The sequence below is a fragment of the Gabonibacter massiliensis genome, from assembly GCA_001487125.1.
Classification (GTDB): domain Bacteria; phylum Bacteroidota; class Bacteroidia; order Bacteroidales; family Marinifilaceae; genus Gabonibacter; species Gabonibacter massiliensis.
Genome location: LN913013.1, coordinates 291,451 through 309,130, shown reverse-complemented (window position 1 = coordinate 309,130; position 17,680 = coordinate 291,451). Strand labels below are relative to the sequence as shown.

Here is a 17,680-nt window from a genome sequence, read left to right as displayed (position 1 = left end):
CATGAAACAGATTTTATATACCCTACTCTGCTCGATCATGATCGTCGGAACAATATCCTGCGGTAACAGCAACAAAAAGAAACCGGCATCCGGCAATTTGAGTGGCAAACAGAAAAAAGAGCTCCGTCAACTCGCCAAAAAAATCAAAGTCAAACTGGAAGAAAAAAAGAATCGGATTATCAAAACGATAAATACCCCCTACGGGGATAATTCTACCGTGTACACGTTTGACGGCGATAAGTGCATCGGCTACAAAGAGACGATCGCTTTTACAGATGCGGAAACAGCGAAAAAAACACACGACGGCCTCAAAGAGGTCAACGATCTGTCGCACACCATGAAGAATCTCTCCGTCAACGGCAAGATTTTGAGTTACGAATACTCGCAGGAGACAATCGACGGGATGTATGAAGGGATGACCCGGGCCCAGGTATTGGAGCAAATCAAAAAAGAGATCAAACAGTCCGAAGAATTTTTTAAATAAAAAGTCATGAAAAAGATACTATGTATAATGACCGTCTTGCTCCTTGCCATAGGAACAACGGATGCCTACTCGCAAGGCTGGTTAGAGGAATTAGGTAAAAAAGCCAAAAAGAGAGCCAAGGAAAAAGTGGAAGAAAAAATCAATAAAAAAGTAGACGACACCGTTGACAAAGCTCTCGAATCGGCCGAGGAGGCGATGAAGAAAAAAGAGAAGCAACAAAAAGACTCGATACAAAAAAAAGAGACCGGCAAGACGCCTCTCCCCAAAAACGCCGAGATGGCTTATGCCAAATCGGATTTCGTAAGAGGAGATGTCATCATCTTCGAAGATCTGATGGACGATGAGCAATTGGGAGAATTCCCCTCGATGTGGGACCTGAAGGAAGGGAGTGCCGAAGTGGCCTCGATCAACGGGAAAAAAGCGATTTTCCGTAGCGACAAAGAGGAGGGAACTTATACCGTAGCTCCTTTGATGAAGAATCCGAATAATTACCTGCCCGAAAAGTACACCATCGAGATGGACTTGTGGATGGGCGTGGTAAAAGACAGAACCGCAGAGGGAAATGAGTCCGAATACTATTCCTACCGGTTGTTCTTTTACCATGAAGACGGTAGGGATGTGGCTACATTAGAGATCAATAATTTCGGCGATCCGACCATAAAGTGGTCCTATCACTCCAATTCCGGTGCTTATACCCACGGTGATGCCGCATTGTCCGTAGATGCCGACGGCTGGCACCATCTGGCCATTTCGTTCAACAAGCGAGCGTTCAAGGTCTATCTGGACGGTATTCGCCTGGCCAACATTCCCAATATGACGCAAGCCTCGAATTTCGCGATACAAGACCAAAATATCAACCATATCAGTTGGGCCAGCGCGATCACCAATGTACGCATCGCAGAGGGAGCCGTCCCGCTCTACGACCGCATGATGAGCGACGGCAAGTTCATCACCTACGGCATCACCTTCGACGTGGGCAAATCGACTATCAAACCCGAATCCATGGGCGAGATCAGCCGTATCGTGCAGTTGATGAACGAGAATCCCGACCTGAAATTCTCCGTCGAGGGACATACCGATAACACGGGTAATGCCACCTCGAACCAGATGCTCAGCGAGGCCCGCTCGAAAGCCATCGTCGATAAATTAGTGGAAATGGGTATCGCCGCCGACCGCCTTACCTCGATAGGCAAAGGCCAGACCTCGCCCATCGCCGATAACTCCACCGATGAAGGACGAGCAAAAAACCGCAGGGTGGAGTTCGTGAAAAAAGAAGAAATTTGAGGGTATATCAACTTGCATAAACAAATAACAGGCTTACGAAAAAGACGGATTATCATGCTTTACGGGGCGGTATGTTAAATAATGGCACCCGCCGCTGCACAAATACAGAATTAAAAAAAAATCGAAACGAAAGGACATCTAAAAAGTAATAGACAAGTAGTATAACGATAACCCAAAAGAAGGACAACGGCAAGGAATACATGAGAACAACCGAAAAAAACAAATAAAACAACAATCTTAAAACCTAAAAATATGGCTTATTGTAACCATTGCGGAACAGAACTCGCCGAAGGAACAAAATTTTGTTCCTCGTGCGGAACTCCGGCAGGAGCGACCGCAGCCCAAGAAAACCGCCAACAACAGTCCGAACAGCAGTCACGACAAGCAGGACAGCAGGAGTGTACCGAGAATAAATTTGCCGCCGCCATGAACGACACGTCGGATAACACCGCACAGTTCGATCCGAAAGACATCGAGCAAAACAAGGGAATGGGCATTCTGGCTTACCTCGGTATTCTGGTACTGATTCCCATCTTCGGAGCGAAAGACTCGCCTTTCGCCCGCTTCCACGCCAATCAGGGGTTGGTGCTATGCATCGCAGCCATCGTGTACGGCGTGGCATACAGTATTCTGACCACGATCATCCTCGCCATCTCGTGGCGACTCTATATCCTGGTGAGCCTTATCGGCCTGGTGGGAATCGTGTTTCTGATACTGGCTGTTATCGGCATCATCAACGCAATAAACGGGCGGGCAAAAGAATTGCCCCTGATCGGAAAATACAGGTTATTGAAATAATAACCTCACGATGTTTAACCCTTATTAAATTACAAAACTATGAAAACAAACATTTTTAAAGGTATGCTAATCCTCGTGGGATTACTTATCGTGTCGTCAGCAGGTATGGCACAAGCGAAAAAGCAAAAGTCGCAAGTGAAAAAAGAAATCAAACAAATTAAACAATTAGACAAAAGTGACTTCCTCAAGAAAAAATCCGTACTCCTAAGAGCACCAAGGATTATTGCTACAGCCGGAGGTAGCATCATTATCGTTCCTTCCGAGAAGTCGACGGACGAAAAGACAAAAAGACAAAACTTTCTGGATCGTTGGGCTCAATATAACTTAGGAGGGACGAACAGCAATCCGGTGGGAAAATACTACCCCTCGTGGCAATATAAAACAATCTCCTGTCCCCCGGGCTATCGCCTGCCTACGTTCGTGGAGATAAAGAAATTATTGAGCGAATACACCATCTACATCCAACGGGATCTCGGCAAAAATCCGGGAGGTAAGGACGGGCTTTGGATCGGTATGAACGAAGAGACCTGTAAAAAAGCCGACAAGAATAATTTTAACGGATGCGTGTTTCTGCCGGTTACCAATTTCTACTCCGAACCTTACGGATGGAGCAATACGCTCCAGAATTACGGTTTCTACATGACATCGAGCCTAAACTCCAATTCGAGACCCATGCTAAAAGCGATGTGTTTTTCTATTGATGCGAAATTCGATTGTTACGAACATGGTTACATGGCCACGGAACCGAATTCACTGTATAAAGATTACCTGTTTGTCCGCCCGATAACAAAGTAACAAAAATCCGGTGAATGCCCGTCATGCCCATTGAAAGTCAAAAGCCAAAAACGGTAGCGTCAATGCCGCGGACGAAAGGGGCGTTTCCTTCGCCCGGAAATGCCCCGTACAACGAATGAAAACGAATAACATCGATCGGATAACGAAAGGGAGGCGATTCTCCGAATACACGGCAAAAGTAAAAAAGAGAAACAGACTAAGGGCTATCAAACCATCGAAAAACACCATCGGAACCAACAAAAATTATGGGAGATAAATTAACAGGTATAGCAAAAGGGTCGTCCGGTTTCATACCACAGAACGACCCCGACGTGAAGATCTTCAACGCACAAACCGAAATCAGAGAACTGACTGAAAAAATGGAAAAAGCGTATGCCCGGTTGGGACGACAGGTGTATGAATCGGGCGGAAACGAAACCTACCCCGAGACGAAAGCCGAACTGGAACTGTTAACCGTCAACCGCCAGGAAGCCGAACGCCGCTTGCAGGAAGCCCGTGATGAAAAAACCGCTCGCGAGCGGGCAGAGAAAGAAGAGACAATACTCATCTGTCCCGCCTGCGGAGCGGCAAACCCGGAAGGAACCAAGTTTTGTCAGGAATGCGGCATCAGACAGCCTGTAACGGCAAACAAACGCTTCTGTACCGATTGCGGTACGGAAATACCGGAAGGGAGTCGTTTTTGCGGAGCGTGCGGAGCAAAAGTCACGGAATAAGTATCAACGTATTAATCATGGAGGAAACGAATTATGGCATTTTGTACAAATTGCGGAAAACAAGTAGCGGACGGAGTGAAATTCTGCACCTCGTGCGGGACTCCCATGGCATCCTACATACCACCGGCACCACCACCGGCACAGACGGTTCCCCCGCAAGCGGCACCCGTACCACAACAACCCGTGTACGCTGTTCCGGTAACGGTCCGGCAGGAAGAACCCATCTCGACGGGCGAATATATCGGCATTTTCCTGTTGATGATCGTACCGCTGGTCAACCTGATTTGCCTCCTCATCTGGGCATGCGGCGGATGCAAAAAGGTGAACAAGCGCAACCTCGCCCGCGCCATGTTAGTATTGATACTGATCGTCACCGTCCTGACCGGTCTGCTCGTGCTGGCAGGCGGTTTGTTATTCGGCGACATGCTCAACGAGCTAAAAGAATTAAGTACTCAATTGGAAGGAATCTCCACGCGATAAACAAATAACGAAAAAATACGATGACAATTAAAGAAATTTACCTGAAAACCCTCGTCTTCGGCTGGATAAAATTGGGATTGGGGATACTGAATATCGTGATCGCCCTCCTGCTGTTTGCCCTGTTGGTGGGTATCTCCGTACTCTTCGAGAGCAAGGGGGCTGTAGCTATCCTGTTCTTTACCTGGCTCGCCGCCGTCGGCGTGATCAATTTCGCGCTGAACCGTTACATCGGCTATTTAGTGAAAGCGGGCCACGTGGCCGTCATCTCCTATGCTTTCAAACAGGGGACGGTACCGAACAATCCCGTAAGTACGGGCAAGGAGATGGTAAAAAAACGTTTCGGCACAAGCAACGCCTACTTCGCCCTGGACAAGTTAGTGGCAGGCTCGGTGAAACAATTGCAGCGTACCTTGGGGCGATTGACCGACAACCTTTTCGGCACTATTCCCGGCTTGAACGGGGTAAAGAGCTTAACCAATCTGTTTTTAAATATCTCTTTGGGGTATATCGACGAATGTTGCTTAGGCTATACCTTCTATCACGATAAGCAAAACCCGTATAAAAGTGCTGCCGACGGCGTGGTGATCTACGCACAGAACTGGAAAACACTGCTAAAGAATTCAGCTAAGTCGACGGGTATCGTCATCTTTTCCCTCGCGGTAGTGACACTTGCGGCGTTTATCCTTTTCGGGGGAGTGTTTCGGCTGTTCGGTTGGAACGGCTTCGTGGCGTTCGTTCTATCGATCTTATTTGCCCGGTCGGTGAAATATGCCTTCATAGACAGCTGGATCTTAGTAAAGATGATGAGTAGTTATATGCAGGTCGCCCCTACGACGGTCATCGCATTCGATTTGTACGGAAAACTGAGTGGACTCTCCGGCAAATTCAAGGAGTTGTTCCGCAGAAGCAGCGAAAGTTACCCTCAACCGAAGAGCGACACCGGACAACCCGCTACAACAACAGAAACAACGCAGGTTGTTCCGGCTGCCGACACTCCTTCTCTCTCGAAGTTCGCCCGCTCTTTCTGTCCATCATGCGGCAGTCCGCAGACCGAAGGCAAAACATTTTGCGGGAATTGCGGGACACGGATCGGCATATCGCCGGGATAAAGCGGCTCGATTCAGTATGTTTGTTCTGTTAACTGTATATCACTCTTTATATCTGCGGACATTATTGCCGCAAAAGCTTATTTCGAATTATCCTTTAATCTTACCAACGGATGATTCAGTCCGTTGACGATATTCTTTATCACCTTGTATTTCTTAATACTTTCCATCAGTTTCGTCAGATTTGAAAAACCGTATGTCCTGGGGTCAAAACTCGGATCAATTTTTCGTAAATTCATTCCGACATTCGCGATATAGGCCTCCTCGTCCTCATTGGTCGAAATTTCAAAAGCCTTATCAATAATATCCCTGGGCAAGCTCTCCCTCGTATTCTTTTCCTTAGCGGGCGGCTCCTCCTGTACCGAACTTTTAGGAGTATTTCTTTTAGTCGCTTTGGGTTTTTGTTCCGCCTCCGCCATTTTTACCTCTTGTTTAATCAAGTTTTCAGAGAAAGTAAATATTTCACAAGATTGAACAAAGGCCACGGGAGTTTTCCTTTCTCCGATACCCATTACAAAAAGCCCTTCCTCCCGGATTCTTTTAGCTAAACCGGTATAATCGCTATCACTCGAAACGATACAAAACCCATCGCAATTTTTGGCATGAAGGATATCCATAGCATCGATGATCAACGAACTGTCCGTTGAATTTTTACCCGTTGTATACGAAAATTTCTGAACAGGATTAATCGAATATTCATTGACAATATCTTTCCAACTATTCATCTGAGGTTGAGTCCAATCCCCGTATATCCTCCGTATGGTAGCCTTGCCATACTTAGATACCTCCTGCAACACCTCCTTAATCAACTTTGCCTGTGCGTTATCTCCATCGATTAGAACGGCAATATTAAATCTTTGATTCTTCATATTCATGAACATTTTATACTTTCAAACTTACAATATTTATGTTAATAACCCTAACCATTCACCTATTTTCTTTCCGAGAAAAAACATTTTAGCAAGAACAGACAAGTGGGATGAAGGGGAGTAACATATATTTGTAACGTGAAATACGATTAAATGATGAAACAAAAGAAAACGACACGGGAAGAGTATCAAAAATGCGTGAATACCGTTATAGATTATATCAATTTGCATCTCGGCGAAGAGATCGATGTGAAATCATTGGCCAAAATTTCACATTTCTCCTCTTTCTATTTTCACCGCATCATGACAGCTTTTTTGGGCGAACCCATCGGAACGTTCATCGTCCGGACACGAACCGAAGCAGCCGCTCGCTTATTACGGTACTCCGATTTACCGGTAGCCGATATAGCCTATCGCATCGGGTATTCCACGCCCTCTTCTTTATCTAAAGTATTCAAACAATTTTACGGTATTTCACCTATTGAATATCGAAACAATAAAAATTTTGTCATTATGAAACCAGCCATGATCAGACCGGACTTGGAACTGCAAAAAGAGATCAGAGAGCTTCCCGCTCGAAATGTAATCTATATTCGTCTGTTCGGAGACTATAAACTAAACGATTATTGCGGTACCTGGCTCCGTTTGTTCCAATTCGCCGAAGAACACAACTTACGGGCAAACGATCCCTCCCCACTCTGTATTTATCACGACGACCCGAAAGTTACCCCGGTAGAAAAATTACGGACGGATGTTTGTATGGTATTACCCGTTGCCGCTATCCCAAAAGGAGATATCGGTTCTAAACAGCTTCCCGCAGGACGATACGCGACCTTTCTTTACAAAGGCCCATATAGTAATCTGCAAGCCGTGTACGATACGATTTACGGAAAATATTTGCCGGAAATGGAATGTACACTCCGAGAGGAAGCGAGTGCCGAACGTTACTTGAACGATCCTTCCCGCACCGCACCGGAAGACCTATTAACGGAAATCTATATTCCCGTGGAATGATTGACAATTCTAAACTATAGATTGTAAATTAGAAGATTAGATAATGATGAGATTCTGTGATTCAGAAAATAATCACAGAATCTTTTAATTATTGAATCAATAAGTCTCTTTTTATTTTCTTTTTTCCAATATCCGGGACATATTTTGCATGGCCCAATCCACCAAAGCATTGATATGAGGTATAAGGCTGACTCCCATCGGGGTCAGACTATATTCGACGCGCGGAGGTACCTCCGCGTAAACCTTTCTTCGAATCAGCCCGTCTTGTTCAAGCGTCCGCAAGGTAACGGACAACATTCGTTGAGAGATATCGTCTATCGTCTTTTGAATCTCGTTGAAGCGCATCGTACCGTTAGCCTGCAAAGTTATCAACACCAATACGGACCATTTATCCCCAAAACGACAAAGGATATCCCTAACCGGACAATTCCCCGTAGAATGAAAATTTTTTAATTTTTTTTCGTCCATAAAAACGTAATAATGAATATTAGTTACTTACAGGTAAGTACATTACAAAAACATTCGTTCTTGTTTATTTCAAATTACATACCTACTTTTGCTTTACAAAAGTAATAAACTTACAAATAATAACTATTATCTCGTTTAAAAAATTAAAATCATGGAAAAGAGAGTCGCCGTCATGGCAGTAAATCCGGTAAACGGTTACGGATTATTTCAATACCTGGAAGCATTTTTTGAAAACAAAATCCCCTTCACGGTTTATGCCGTGGCAGAATCGAAAACAATCAAAACAAATTCAGGCCTTACCTTGGTAACAGACGGCGTAATTGCCGATCTGAAAGGACATTCCGGAGATTATGAAGCATTGGTTTTTTCCTGTGGTGATGCCATGCCCACATTCGCTGAGAATATTTCTAAAAACTACAATCAGGATATGCTTGCCGTTATCAAAGAGTTCGGCGAAGCCGGAAAATTAATCGCAGGTCATTGCGTAGGCGGTTTACTGTTTGATATCGCCGGAATAACAAAGGGACGAACGGTTGCAGCACATCCTTTCGTTCAATCAGCGATAAAAGGAGGCAAAGCCACGAATGAGCCTTATGCCATAGATGGTAAATTATACACGGCCCAAACGGAGAACACATTAAGCAGCCTGATACCGTTGTTGGTTTCCGTCTTAAAATAGAGAAGTAGGGGTTCCCCCCTACTTCCCTGCATAATTTCAATACAGCAAATTCTTCTGTCGCTTCAGTAGTAACACTCTATTACAAACCCAACCCACCGAGAGCATTTAAACGAAAGAGCATACAAAGCTCAAATATCCATGCCGCTTTTCTTTTTTAGAGTTTCAAGGGCCCTTTGGTAAATATCGATATAGGTATCCAAAAAAGTTATAAATACTTCCCGATTCTCGAAAGATTCATTTTCCCAATCCCGATTTTTTACTTCCGGCATGTTCAATATTTTCTGTACCTGACTGATCTCAAGCATTATTTCCAATTCCTCAAACGAAAAACGTTTGATCCGTACGATCAATGAAATCAGATGTGCCATTTTTTCTTTATAGGTATCCATAACTGTCTCCATTAAAAATTACAACCAACTGACTTTATAAAACAATAACTTGAACCTGTCCAAGCGACCTTTCATTTACCTAACCGCACTTTTACAAAGTAAACAAAAAAAAAGGATAATCATAACTTTTTCACTCTGTTTTCAGAAAATCGGCTCCAATTCTATTGAAAACAAATCTAGCATCTGTTCTTTGCCATAATCTTTTCTTTATTATGATTTGTTATTTATCTTTGCTAACAGTTAATTCTCCTGAAGCTTCAGGAGAGAACATGACAAACGATCCGTTATGAACGTAAAGATAGAAGAGAGCTGGCGTCAACGCCTACAGACAGAATTCGAGAAGCCCTATTTCGAGAAGTTAACCCGCTTCGTAAAAGAGGAGTATGCCAAATACACGATCTTCCCGCCGGGAAAATATATTTTCCACGCCTTCAATACCTGTCCGTTCGACAAAGTGAAGGTCGTCATCATCGGTCAAGATCCTTACCATGAACCGGGACAGTACTACGGATTATGTTTCTCTGTCCTCGATGGTGTCCCCTACCCTCCCTCTCTGATTAATATTTTCAAAGAGATTGAAAACGATCTGGGTAAACCGATGCCTACCTCCGGAAGATTGGAAAGATGGACCGAACAAGGAGTATTACTGATCAATGCCATACTCACGGTCAGGGCCCATCAGGCAGGTTCACATCAGGGAAGAGGATGGGAAGAATTTACCGATGCCGTAATCAGGCATATCAACGACGAAAAGGAACATGTCGTTTTTATGCTATGGGGGGCCTATGCTCAAAAAAAAGGAGCCTTTATCGACAGGAACCGGCATTGTGTACTCACGGCCCCGCATCCCTCGCCACTATCCGCAGACAGGGGCTTTTTCGGGTGCAAACATTTCAGTAAGGCCAACCGTTACTTCAAAAGTCACCATTTACCGGAGATCGAATGGTAACCCGCCCGGAGACCGATAATCCATTCCTTATCCCCATTTCCCCTTTCTTATATATGAAAACGAAAAAAGGAACAAACAAACAACATATAACTGTTCCGCAGTCCAATAAACGGCTAAAGGGAAAGATTTACTGCCCGCCAATAAAAACAAATAGATAAAATAAACGGCAATAGTCACCAGTTGAAAAACAAATGCCAATCTTGTCTTTCCCAGGCCGATCACGGCATTACAATAGACATATGCCGGTACTGAAAGAAGATAGGTCGACAACATCACAAGCAAAGGATAAAAAGCAACCCGGACAACCATGATTTCCTCCGTGAAAAGTTGCAAGAGCTTTTCAGAAAAAGCAAAGGTCATCAAAATCAAAGGCAATCCCATCACGTAAGCCAATAACATAACCCTTTTGCAAACAATAGCGATCTTCTCTTTTTCTTTCGCCCCGCATAAACTACTTACCAATGAAATATTTGTAGTAGCGAATGAGTTCACGATCACGAAAAACAACATGGAGACGCTCCTTACGATATTAGCTGCCGCCAAATCGGTCTCTCCCAGATGTTCGATAGCAATAAAAAATAAAAACCAGGGAGCTACACAAAAAAAGGAACGGACCATAGTCCAAACCGAAAGTTTAACCAACCGGTTCATTAAGCCGGGTTCAAAACCAAACTTCAATCCGTATTTTTTCCTATCCGCACACAGATACATGTATATGCCCAAACTCAACAAGGCCACCCCCTCCGATAGAGAAGAAGCCATCGCGGCCCCGGCAATTCCATATGCCGGAAAACCCATTTTACCGAATATGAACATATAATTGAATATCACGTTACAAAAAATCATAAGGATCGAATTTCCCGTAAGAATTTCCGTACGGATAATTCCCATAAAAAAGGATCGAATCCCCAATAAAGGAAAAGCAAATAAAAAACTGTAATTTCGCCAATTCACGTACTGTATGACTGCCGTGTAGACATTATCGGAAATTATCAACCTCCGCAATATCACGGGAGCATAAAAAACGGAAAGGCCCCAAATAAAAACGGCAAGCAGGAATAAAAACGATATGCCCTGATAAAAAGTTTTACCGATCTTATCGTAAGCCCCTTCCCCGTGCTGCCTGGCGATCATAACCTGCAAGCCAAGACTAAAGCCGAACCCGAGCATATAAATCGATGTATAATACATGCCTGCTAAAGCAGAAGCTCCCAATTCTACCTTTCCTACATGTCCTAAAAAAAGAGAATCCGTCAAATTAATAAGTTGCTCCATGAGCAGGCTCACCATCACCGGATAGTTGATGAGCCAGATTTGTTTATAAGTATAATTCATCGTTCAATTTTAATAGCATAGCCCGATGCATCGATTCGATACATCACAACCGTTTATAAGATATATAATGAAATAAGTCTCTTTCGAAGGAAAGAAACACGTTAAAGATCAGATACTTTACATTCCGGGCATAGCTATCTGCACAGTTGCCATTTCATAGATTGAACTTTGTCATTATTCGATAGGCAAAAGTAAGAAAAACTTCCATACGTATGCCAGCTAAAGAACTATTTAATAAAAAGTTCACCCCCAAACCATGTTTTCATTCCGCAACGATACACCTTTAAAACGTCTACTCTTTGCATTTGCCTTTTTAGTTGACATCGCAACGTAATATTCAGTATTATAACACAATAGACTTCAATAAGTCATAAAAAGATTCGCATACCTCTTCTTCCTTAAAAGGCGAATGACCGCATCGAGGTAATACGATTTTCCGAAATTTTATATTTGCCCGGAACAAAGGTTCGATTACGCCTTCCAACGGATGCGGATCCATCTCCCCATGAATCACATATACCGGACATCGAACACGAGACAATAAATTCTTCCACCTTCCGTCTTTTCGTATTTTCTCCGCTTCCCGCCAAACGGAAGAATACATCTTACCATCGACCGGCAGAATATCACGTTTGTCCTCTTCAGTTTCCCGGAACCGGTAATGATCGCTTTTTACAACTAATCTCTCCAACTCCATCAGAACGTCGTCCCGGTTGTATCCTCGTTCCAACTTACCGACAAGCAAATCCCAATACGTACCCTCCTCTTCTGAAAGTTTTTTTTTCCGTCGTTCGGATATCAATGAGACATACTCCTCCTCGAAAGGGGCACACCCGACCAGTATCAATTGTTTAACCTTTCCCGGATAGCGAACGGCATATAACAAAGCGAGCCATGCTCCCCATGAATGCCCCACAAAAGAAAGAGGTTCGTTGGTATAGGTCTCGACCTGTTCTTTTAATTCTTTTATTAACCCGTCAACGGTATATTTAGATTGAATAGGTTCAAGCACTCCCACACTCGACGATAAATTACGGGCTATCGCGGCGACATCTCCCAATGCTCCAGGTCCCCCGTGGACAACGACTACCCGATAAGGCTCTCGACCGTATTTCCTAACCATCAGTTTCTGTATTATTCCCAACAAATATAAACTTTCACAAAACAGCATCCCCCTATTTTAAAAATAATTCTATATTTGTAGAGAGAATCGATTAAAAATGAAGGAACAATGACAATGCAAATTTGCCAAAGCTGCGGGATGCCCATGAACGCGGATAGTGATTACGGAACCAATCAGGACGAGAGTAAAAACAGAGAATATTGCTGCTACTGTTTTCAAGAAGGTCGTTTTACCAAAAATGTCACGATGGAACAAATGATCGAAGAGTGTGCAGACTACGTGGATGAATTCAATGCCGGAAGCGGACTAAATTATACCCGGGAAGAAGCTATTCAGGAGATGAAAAAATACTTTCCTACTCTTAAGCGCTGGCAAAAATAATTAGCGGAATAATTATTATCAAGTCATACCGTTCGTGAGTTTTTCTATACAAACAAGAAAAAAGAGACTCCACTTTGGTAGAATCAAAAACAAGCATTATATTTGCACCCGCAATACAAAATTGCTCTTTAAAATTTTGGTGTGGTAGTTCAGCTGGTTAGAATACATGCCTGTCACGCATGGGGTCGCGGGTTCGAGTCCCGTCCGCACCGCAAAAAAAAACTCTGAGTTAGTTAAAGTAACGACTTAGAGTTTTTTTATAATAAGATACGCTTGCGAAATCATCCGTTTACTTGTCATCGTGTTTTTTCCGTACAATAGATAATCATTTGATCGTTCACGCAAATACAATGGCGGAGGTATTCGAGAAGAATACCTCCGCCATAAAATCGAAATCAGAAATTCCCTTTCCGTTTCTTCACTTCATCCACGAGTTTTAAAAAGGATTTATCCTTTTTACGCTTTTCATGCTCCGAAACAGAGAAGCGCCATGCTTCCCGTCAGTTCGCATCGAAACAGCCCATTTTCGGAAATAATCTCGTAACACGTGCGGTGCACGACGGTCACACGAGCAGGAGTAAGAGCCCTACGCGTGGATTCTTGTTTCAGCCGGTTTAACTTATCGTTCCAACCACACGTATTTAAATCAGTCATAATCCGATCTTTTTTGCAATGTAAAATACATAACCGTAAAACTCCTTATACCGGTAGTACAGCCCCTCCTCATAACGTTCAAAAGCAACAAATCCTTCTGCGGCCTTATTGCCGGCATATTTTTTTAAGAATAATTCCCGAACAGAAATCTGCGGAATGTAATAATGTTCCGTCCAGCAATTTTCCGGCAGGACAAAGCTGGCAACAGGAATATAACCGGCTTTCTGAATCTGGGCTATTTTACGGGGAATCGTATCTATCTCCGGATAAGCCTCCATCCAAAAATCACTGATTTCCGCCGGACGTTTCTCGGTGAACCATGATACTTCCGAAACGGCAACATATCCTCCTGGTTTAAGAAACTTTCGCCATTCGTTCAATCCACGCTCAAAGCCGATATGATAAATCGCTCCTTCCGACCAGATCAGGTCCAATTCTTCCTTTCCGAAAGGAAGATTATCCATGGAACCGACCATCCCTCCCACTCGATTTTGCAACCCCAATCTCCCGGCATTGCGATTGAAGATACGGATGAAATCGGGACACAAATCCACCCCGGTAATTTGCCCCTGAACTGACCCGGCAAGTGTCATTGTCTGCCCGCCCGTTCCGCAACCGACGTCCGCAATAAGGGATTTATAGGTAAGGTTATCTATAAAACTCAATGCTTTAAGAGTTATTTCAGGACTTCCGGGTCCTTGACGTTCTGTATTTGAAAAATAATCACATACCAAATTATAGTCGAATTCGTAAATAGACTGATTAAACGAGGAGGAATCAAGTGCGTTCGGCCGGCCGGACATGAGGTCGCCGGAGTTGTTTCCAATTGTTTTATTTTCATTACTCATTATCTGTATGTATGTAGCATACAAGCAAAAACATAACCATGCTTTCATCATTGTATGCAAATTAAAAACTGAAATTATATATAATGGAAATGACCCTCGAAAAGGTTATCCGAGAGCAACGAAAGGACAATCTGTACGGTAAGTGCAGATTGTTTACGACACCAAATCCGATTTATGTAAAATTTTTACCATGTCGTAAAGGTAAGAAATATTTTATTTGACTAAAAATATATCACAAACAAAAAATCAGGGCTAAATATTACCCTGATTATGGATTATACCTCGAAATCGTGCTTTAACGGGCATGGAAGGCCGAATGACATAGTGGCGGCAAAAGCCGTAAGATCCCGGCTACCAACGACACTATAAACATGTAGCCGAATAACCCGAGCGAGCAGCCTGAGGTATAAACCCATACTTGGGTTCGTATGCTTTGCGGCCTTATACAAAAACGAGATTAGACCCTCTCTACCGAGACTATTGAGTTTCCGCTTCTATCAACATATCACAACAATCCATTGAAACGATTCAATACGCAAAAAATTTCACCCAAAGCCAAACCGCCATTAAAAGCAACCGCATAGTTCTGGATATCGCTCACATCTTCATCGAAATGTCCCAAGCGATCGGTTATCGGTGAAAGAAAAATGACCGGACACTCCGTAGAAACCCTGACTATACCATGGGTAGTCTCGATAGACTTCAACTCATAACCCAATGGAGCGATCGACTCGAAATGTTGCTTAGCCATCTTATCTTGATTATCGTATTCCCGGTAATCCGTAATATTAATAGAACTTACAGCAGAGAAGCCGGGTAATATTTCACAGGTAAATCCCCAGGTTGCCGGAGCATTGGAAGGCATGATGAACTTTTTTACGGCAGCAGGTCCGCATTCCCGATTAATGGTATCGAGTAAAGCGGAGCTTATGTGCCCGGTAAGTAATTGTCCATCGTAAGGGGTCTGCAAGTTACTTTCGGGATTATCCGGATGACCGTTATGAATAAAAAAGTTTGTTCCCAAATATACCGATCCGTTTGCCGAAAACCTCGATCCTTCCTCTACCGGATAATTGGCTGTACTCACGCTAATAACCAGTTGGGGATTGCATTTGGCAATAACGGACGGTAAAATCCGATATTTTTCCTCGGAACTGGAACTATTTACTTCCGGAGACATCAGATCCTCGATACACCAAATGGAAATTTCAGTGCAATTCCGCTTATCGGGTGATAAACGAAAAATAGCCCGAGGCGTATCCATCTTATTATCGCCATCCTTGGGGGTATCGATATACTCCGGAAAAGGAAGAGTAATAGGACGTAACTTAGGGTTTGTCAATGCACTCAATACCGGTTCTATTTCCCAATTTTTATTCACCAACACCATAACGATTTGCTTGCTCATAACACCTTTATTTTTAATTATACATTTACTTCTATTCATAACTTTTTCTTTTCGAGAAAAGCAATCCCGATCCACTCGGACCTATATTCCTTACGCCTCGATAGGAAAGACACATCAGTCGAAACAGAAAACAATTTATCTCAAAACAACATAACAAATTTATTATCAATATCATAAAAACTAAATTTCCAAATATAGAATAAATAACAAACAAGATAAACTTATCACATCAATGAATGTAAAAATACGTAATCAATAATTTGATTGCAAATAATTAAGCCAATATTTATATTATTTTGGAATAATAACAATCAGCATGTATCTATTTTGATATAAAAATAAGGCATATTTCTTTTAAAAAAGAAATATGCCTTATATGACTTCATTCTTTTTCCTCTCGAAAATAGTTATAGAGCTACGTATGCTTCAGGTGTAGATTTTTCCCACGATAGCATTGATGTTGTAATCAGTTCATTGGTATTCCACCACATTGAATCGTTCGAAGATGTATGTAAAAAAGTCATTCCGAGAACGGTGAATGAGTTACGCGGAACGATGACGCTACTTATCTCTGTTCTTAAAAAGTAAATCAAGAGGACAATCCTTTGATAAAAAGAGTAATACCATCAAAAATCATCTGTAGACCGATGGTTGCCACAATTAAGCCGATAATCCGGATCAAGGGATTCATAAAATTATATTTTATCAAAAAATTCCCGATCCGTCGAGCTTCCAGCATAAAAAACAGATTTACTCCCAAAGCAAGAAGGATGGCAATAATGGTAATCTCCCTACCGTATTGTACGGGAAAGGTTACAGCAGCCGTAATCGTAGCCGGACCAGCAATCATGGGAATCGCGATCGGGACCGTTGTCAGGTCGGCAATTTTTATATTTTCATCGACTTTCAGGAAAAATCCCTTCAGCAGACCGGATAAACCGTTATACATCAACACGGCACCGCAGGTAATCTGAAAAGAGTACAGCTCTACCCGAAATACATAACTAAACGTTATCTCTCCCAAAAACAGGAAAAAAATCAAGATCATGGCTGCCGTAATCGTTGACTTGATGGAGATATATCGTAATTCTTTAGGAGAAAACCGCTCTTGCAAGGTCGTAACGATCAAAACTTTTTGGACGGGATTAACCAAAGCCAAAAGAGCGACAATACAACTCAATATCAATTTTACTGTCATAATAATCCTTATTTACGCGAATGACAATTACGTTTGCCTTCTGCAAAGGTAGGGATAAATTACCCATTCCCTATACTTATGTTCAAAAATCATTTAAGCCCACCCTGTTTTACACTTGCAGTTCTCCTCCTTCCCCAACCCCTTTTAATAAACAAATAAAATTAAAATTAACATAAAGTTCATTTGATAAAATAAAAAGCTATACAGCAATCCGAAATAATATATTACTTTTGAGATCGGAATTTTACGAAAGCAATGGGAAAGTTTGTATTTTTATACCTGATTATTATTCTATCTTTTTCAGTGACCGATATTTTTTCGGACTCTTTTGAGGGTTCAAAAAATAAAATGGACGAATTGTTCGACTTAGAACAACTCTCCTCGTTAGACTCCGAATCCATTTCCATACATCCCTATTCAGAACAACACGGGATCACGTCAAAAGCAGGTCTAAAGAGTTCCACCAACCGAAGAATCGGTTGGTATAAAACTTCTCAATTTAAATCAATAAACCGGGAAACTATCATTCAATCCAAAGTTTTCTCTTTTCTCGAACGTCTGTCTTTCAAAAGAGAAAATTATATCCATGTGCTCGCGTCTCGTTATATAAACGGATTTTATATTTATTCGCTGAAAAAACTCATCGTATGACAAGGGTTCCCTCTTTTTACGAGCGATGTTGAACATAAGTAATAAGCGAAATAA

At 42.5% G+C, this 17,680-nt stretch carries 20 protein-coding genes, 1 tRNA gene and 2 pseudogenes; 13 read left to right on the top strand and 10 right to left on the bottom strand.

All coding sequences use genetic code 11. From position 1 onward, the window contains the following. Position 1: 1 nt before the first annotated feature. The 6 genes and pseudogenes from BN3283_RS05550 to BN3283_RS14650 all read left to right on the top strand — a co-directional run. Positions 2 to 484 carry a hypothetical protein gene (locus tag BN3283_RS05550; RefSeq protein ID WP_059026014.1) on the top strand — a complete coding sequence of 161 codons (483 nt, stop codon included), beginning with the start codon at positions 2 to 4 and terminating at the stop codon, positions 482 to 484. Between the two features lie 6 nt (positions 485 to 490). Then, positions 491 to 1,768: an OmpA family protein gene (locus BN3283_RS05545; RefSeq protein WP_059026013.1), complete on the top strand. Its 1,278-nt coding sequence runs from the start codon at positions 491 to 493 to the stop codon at positions 1,766 to 1,768. Between the two features lie 252 nt (positions 1,769 to 2,020). Continuing rightward, positions 2,021 to 2,566: a magnetosome magnetite crystal formation protein family gene (locus tag BN3283_RS05540; protein ID WP_059026011.1), complete on the top strand. Its 546-nt coding sequence runs from the start codon at positions 2,021 to 2,023 to the stop codon at positions 2,564 to 2,566. A gap of 39 nt (positions 2,567 to 2,605) precedes the next feature. Continuing rightward, complete coding sequence (locus BN3283_RS05535) at positions 2,606 to 3,361, top strand: hypothetical protein (RefSeq protein ID WP_059026010.1); 756 nt, start codon at positions 2,606 to 2,608, stop codon at positions 3,359 to 3,361. A 245-nt stretch (positions 3,362 to 3,606) separates the two neighbouring features. Further along, entirely contained in the window at positions 3,607 to 4,074 is a 468-nt protein-coding gene (locus tag BN3283_RS14185) for a zinc ribbon domain-containing protein (protein WP_070807457.1), read from the top strand. 33 nt (positions 4,075 to 4,107) lie between these two features. After that, positions 4,108 to 4,176: pseudogene (locus tag BN3283_RS14650) on the top strand (zinc-ribbon domain-containing protein); the annotation flags it as partial. 11 nt (positions 4,177 to 4,187) lie between these two features. Here the strand turns inward: BN3283_RS14650 and BN3283_RS14645 are convergent. After that, complete coding sequence (locus BN3283_RS14645; RefSeq protein ID WP_286137694.1) at positions 4,188 to 4,499, bottom strand: hypothetical protein; 312 nt, start codon at positions 4,497 to 4,499, stop codon at positions 4,188 to 4,190. Positions 4,500 to 4,574: 75 nt separating this feature from the next. On the opposite strand from BN3283_RS14645, the gene BN3283_RS05515 reads away from it, so the two are divergent. Beyond that, positions 4,575 to 5,663 (top strand): zinc ribbon domain-containing protein, encoded by a 1,089-nt coding sequence (locus BN3283_RS05515; protein WP_059026007.1) that lies wholly within the window; start codon positions 4,575 to 4,577, stop codon positions 5,661 to 5,663. Between the two features lie 77 nt (positions 5,664 to 5,740). Here BN3283_RS05515 and BN3283_RS05510 read toward each other — a convergent pair whose 3' ends face one another. Next, positions 5,741 to 6,529, bottom strand: coding sequence for an NYN domain-containing protein (locus BN3283_RS05510; protein ID WP_041504085.1), 789 nt, complete (start codon positions 6,527 to 6,529; stop codon positions 5,741 to 5,743). A gap of 156 nt (positions 6,530 to 6,685) precedes the next feature. Here BN3283_RS05510 and BN3283_RS05505 point away from each other — a divergent pair, with 156 nt between their 5' ends. Further along, positions 6,686 to 7,543, top strand: coding sequence for an AraC family transcriptional regulator (locus tag BN3283_RS05505; protein WP_041504086.1), 858 nt, complete (start codon positions 6,686 to 6,688; stop codon positions 7,541 to 7,543). Between the two features lie 111 nt (positions 7,544 to 7,654). Here BN3283_RS05505 and BN3283_RS05500 read toward each other — a convergent pair whose 3' ends face one another. Next, positions 7,655 to 8,011 carry a winged helix-turn-helix transcriptional regulator gene (locus BN3283_RS05500; protein ID WP_041503872.1) on the bottom strand — a complete coding sequence of 119 codons (357 nt, stop codon included), beginning with the start codon at positions 8,009 to 8,011 and terminating at the stop codon, positions 7,655 to 7,657. Between the two features lie 151 nt (positions 8,012 to 8,162). Between BN3283_RS05500 and BN3283_RS05495 the strand changes: the two genes are divergently transcribed. Further along, positions 8,163 to 8,690 (top strand): DJ-1/PfpI family protein, encoded by a 528-nt coding sequence (locus tag BN3283_RS05495; protein ID WP_059026005.1) that lies wholly within the window; start codon positions 8,163 to 8,165, stop codon positions 8,688 to 8,690. Between the two features lie 128 nt (positions 8,691 to 8,818). Here the strand turns inward: BN3283_RS05495 and BN3283_RS05490 are convergent, their stop codons facing one another. After that, a complete protein-coding gene (locus BN3283_RS05490; protein WP_147625546.1) occupies positions 8,819 to 9,079 on the bottom strand; it encodes a hypothetical protein in 261 nt (86 codons plus the stop codon). Positions 9,080 to 9,365: 286 nt separating this feature from the next. Here BN3283_RS05490 and ung point away from each other — a divergent pair, with 286 nt between their 5' ends. Further along, positions 9,366 to 10,028 carry a uracil-DNA glycosylase gene (gene ung / locus BN3283_RS05485; protein WP_059026001.1) on the top strand — a complete coding sequence of 221 codons (663 nt, stop codon included), beginning with the start codon at positions 9,366 to 9,368 and terminating at the stop codon, positions 10,026 to 10,028. Positions 10,029 to 10,055: 27 nt separating this feature from the next. Here ung and BN3283_RS05480 read toward each other — a convergent pair whose 3' ends face one another. Next, positions 10,056 to 11,363, bottom strand: a complete 1,308-nt coding sequence (locus BN3283_RS05480) for an MATE family efflux transporter (RefSeq protein WP_059025999.1) — start codon at positions 11,361 to 11,363, stop codon at positions 10,056 to 10,058. 343 nt (positions 11,364 to 11,706) lie between these two features. Beyond that, a complete protein-coding gene (locus BN3283_RS05475; protein WP_070807490.1) occupies positions 11,707 to 12,486 on the bottom strand; it encodes an alpha/beta fold hydrolase in 780 nt (259 codons plus the stop codon). 108 nt (positions 12,487 to 12,594) lie between these two features. On the opposite strand from BN3283_RS05475, the gene BN3283_RS05470 reads away from it, so the two are divergent. Next, positions 12,595 to 12,867, top strand: a complete 273-nt coding sequence (locus tag BN3283_RS05470; protein ID WP_059025995.1) for a zinc ribbon domain-containing protein — start codon at positions 12,595 to 12,597, stop codon at positions 12,865 to 12,867. A gap of 138 nt (positions 12,868 to 13,005) precedes the next feature. Next, a tRNA-Asp gene (locus BN3283_RS05465) sits at positions 13,006 to 13,079 on the top strand. Positions 13,080 to 13,356: 277 nt separating this feature from the next. Here BN3283_RS05465 and BN3283_RS05460 read toward each other — a convergent pair. The 4 genes and pseudogenes from BN3283_RS05460 to BN3283_RS05445 all read right to left on the bottom strand — a co-directional run. Continuing rightward, positions 13,357 to 13,521: pseudogene (locus tag BN3283_RS05460) on the bottom strand (ribosome small subunit-dependent GTPase A); the annotation flags it as partial. Then, complete coding sequence (locus BN3283_RS05455) at positions 13,518 to 14,420, bottom strand: class I SAM-dependent methyltransferase (RefSeq protein WP_286137542.1); 903 nt, start codon at positions 14,418 to 14,420, stop codon at positions 13,518 to 13,520. The gene BN3283_RS05455 and the pseudogene BN3283_RS05460, both read right to left, overlap by 4 nt. A 454-nt stretch (positions 14,421 to 14,874) precedes the next feature. After that, positions 14,875 to 15,777 carry a hypothetical protein gene (locus BN3283_RS05450; protein ID WP_059027181.1) on the bottom strand — a complete coding sequence of 301 codons (903 nt, stop codon included), beginning with the start codon at positions 15,775 to 15,777 and terminating at the stop codon, positions 14,875 to 14,877. A 589-nt stretch (positions 15,778 to 16,366) separates the two neighbouring features. Beyond that, entirely contained in the window at positions 16,367 to 16,975 is a 609-nt protein-coding gene (locus BN3283_RS05445; protein WP_041503880.1) for a MarC family protein, read from the bottom strand. A 255-nt stretch (positions 16,976 to 17,230) separates the two neighbouring features. On the opposite strand from BN3283_RS05445, the gene BN3283_RS05440 reads away from it, so the two are divergent. Beyond that, complete coding sequence (locus BN3283_RS05440; RefSeq protein ID WP_059025989.1) at positions 17,231 to 17,626, top strand: hypothetical protein; 396 nt, start codon at positions 17,231 to 17,233, stop codon at positions 17,624 to 17,626. Positions 17,627 to 17,680 lie beyond the last annotated feature (54 nt).

What these genes read in the sequence shown, in the direction of transcription:
- BN3283_RS05550 (WP_059026014.1), top strand. Translation starts at nt 2, where the DNA reads ATGAAACAGATTTTATATACCCTACTCTGCTCGATCATGATCGTCGGA.
- BN3283_RS05545 (WP_059026013.1), top strand. Translation starts at nt 491, where the DNA reads ATGAAAAAGATACTATGTATAATGACCGTCTTGCTCCTTGCCATAGGA.
- BN3283_RS05540 (WP_059026011.1), top strand. Translation starts at nt 2,021, where the DNA reads ATGGCTTATTGTAACCATTGCGGAACAGAACTCGCCGAAGGAACAAAA.
- BN3283_RS05535 (WP_059026010.1), top strand. Translation starts at nt 2,606, where the DNA reads ATGAAAACAAACATTTTTAAAGGTATGCTAATCCTCGTGGGATTACTT.
- BN3283_RS14185 (WP_070807457.1), top strand. Translation starts at nt 3,607, where the DNA reads ATGGGAGATAAATTAACAGGTATAGCAAAAGGGTCGTCCGGTTTCATA.
- BN3283_RS14645 (WP_286137694.1), bottom strand. Translation starts at nt 4,499, where the DNA reads ATGTCGCCGAATAACAAACCGCCTGCCAGCACGAGCAGACCGGTCAGG.
- BN3283_RS05515 (WP_059026007.1), top strand. Translation starts at nt 4,575, where the DNA reads ATGACAATTAAAGAAATTTACCTGAAAACCCTCGTCTTCGGCTGGATA.
- BN3283_RS05510 (WP_041504085.1), bottom strand. Translation starts at nt 6,529, where the DNA reads ATGAAGAATCAAAGATTTAATATTGCCGTTCTAATCGATGGAGATAAC.
- BN3283_RS05505 (WP_041504086.1), top strand. Translation starts at nt 6,686, where the DNA reads ATGAAACAAAAGAAAACGACACGGGAAGAGTATCAAAAATGCGTGAAT.
- BN3283_RS05500 (WP_041503872.1), bottom strand. Translation starts at nt 8,011, where the DNA reads ATGGACGAAAAAAAATTAAAAAATTTTCATTCTACGGGGAATTGTCCG.
- BN3283_RS05495 (WP_059026005.1), top strand. Translation starts at nt 8,163, where the DNA reads ATGGAAAAGAGAGTCGCCGTCATGGCAGTAAATCCGGTAAACGGTTAC.
- BN3283_RS05490 (WP_147625546.1), bottom strand. Translation starts at nt 9,079, where the DNA reads ATGGATACCTATAAAGAAAAAATGGCACATCTGATTTCATTGATCGTA.
- ung (WP_059026001.1), top strand. Translation starts at nt 9,366, where the DNA reads ATGAACGTAAAGATAGAAGAGAGCTGGCGTCAACGCCTACAGACAGAA.
- BN3283_RS05480 (WP_059025999.1), bottom strand. Translation starts at nt 11,363, where the DNA reads ATGAATTATACTTATAAACAAATCTGGCTCATCAACTATCCGGTGATG.
- BN3283_RS05475 (WP_070807490.1), bottom strand. Translation starts at nt 12,486, where the DNA reads ATGGTTAGGAAATACGGTCGAGAGCCTTATCGGGTAGTCGTTGTCCAC.
- BN3283_RS05470 (WP_059025995.1), top strand. Translation starts at nt 12,595, where the DNA reads ATGACAATGCAAATTTGCCAAAGCTGCGGGATGCCCATGAACGCGGAT.
- BN3283_RS05455 (WP_286137542.1), bottom strand. Translation starts at nt 14,420, where the DNA reads ATGATGAAAGCATGGTTATGTTTTTGCTTGTATGCTACATACATACAG.
- BN3283_RS05450 (WP_059027181.1), bottom strand. Translation starts at nt 15,777, where the DNA reads ATGAGCAAGCAAATCGTTATGGTGTTGGTGAATAAAAATTGGGAAATA.
- BN3283_RS05445 (WP_041503880.1), bottom strand. Translation starts at nt 16,975, where the DNA reads ATGACAGTAAAATTGATATTGAGTTGTATTGTCGCTCTTTTGGCTTTG.
- BN3283_RS05440 (WP_059025989.1), top strand. Translation starts at nt 17,231, where the DNA reads ATGGGAAAGTTTGTATTTTTATACCTGATTATTATTCTATCTTTTTCA.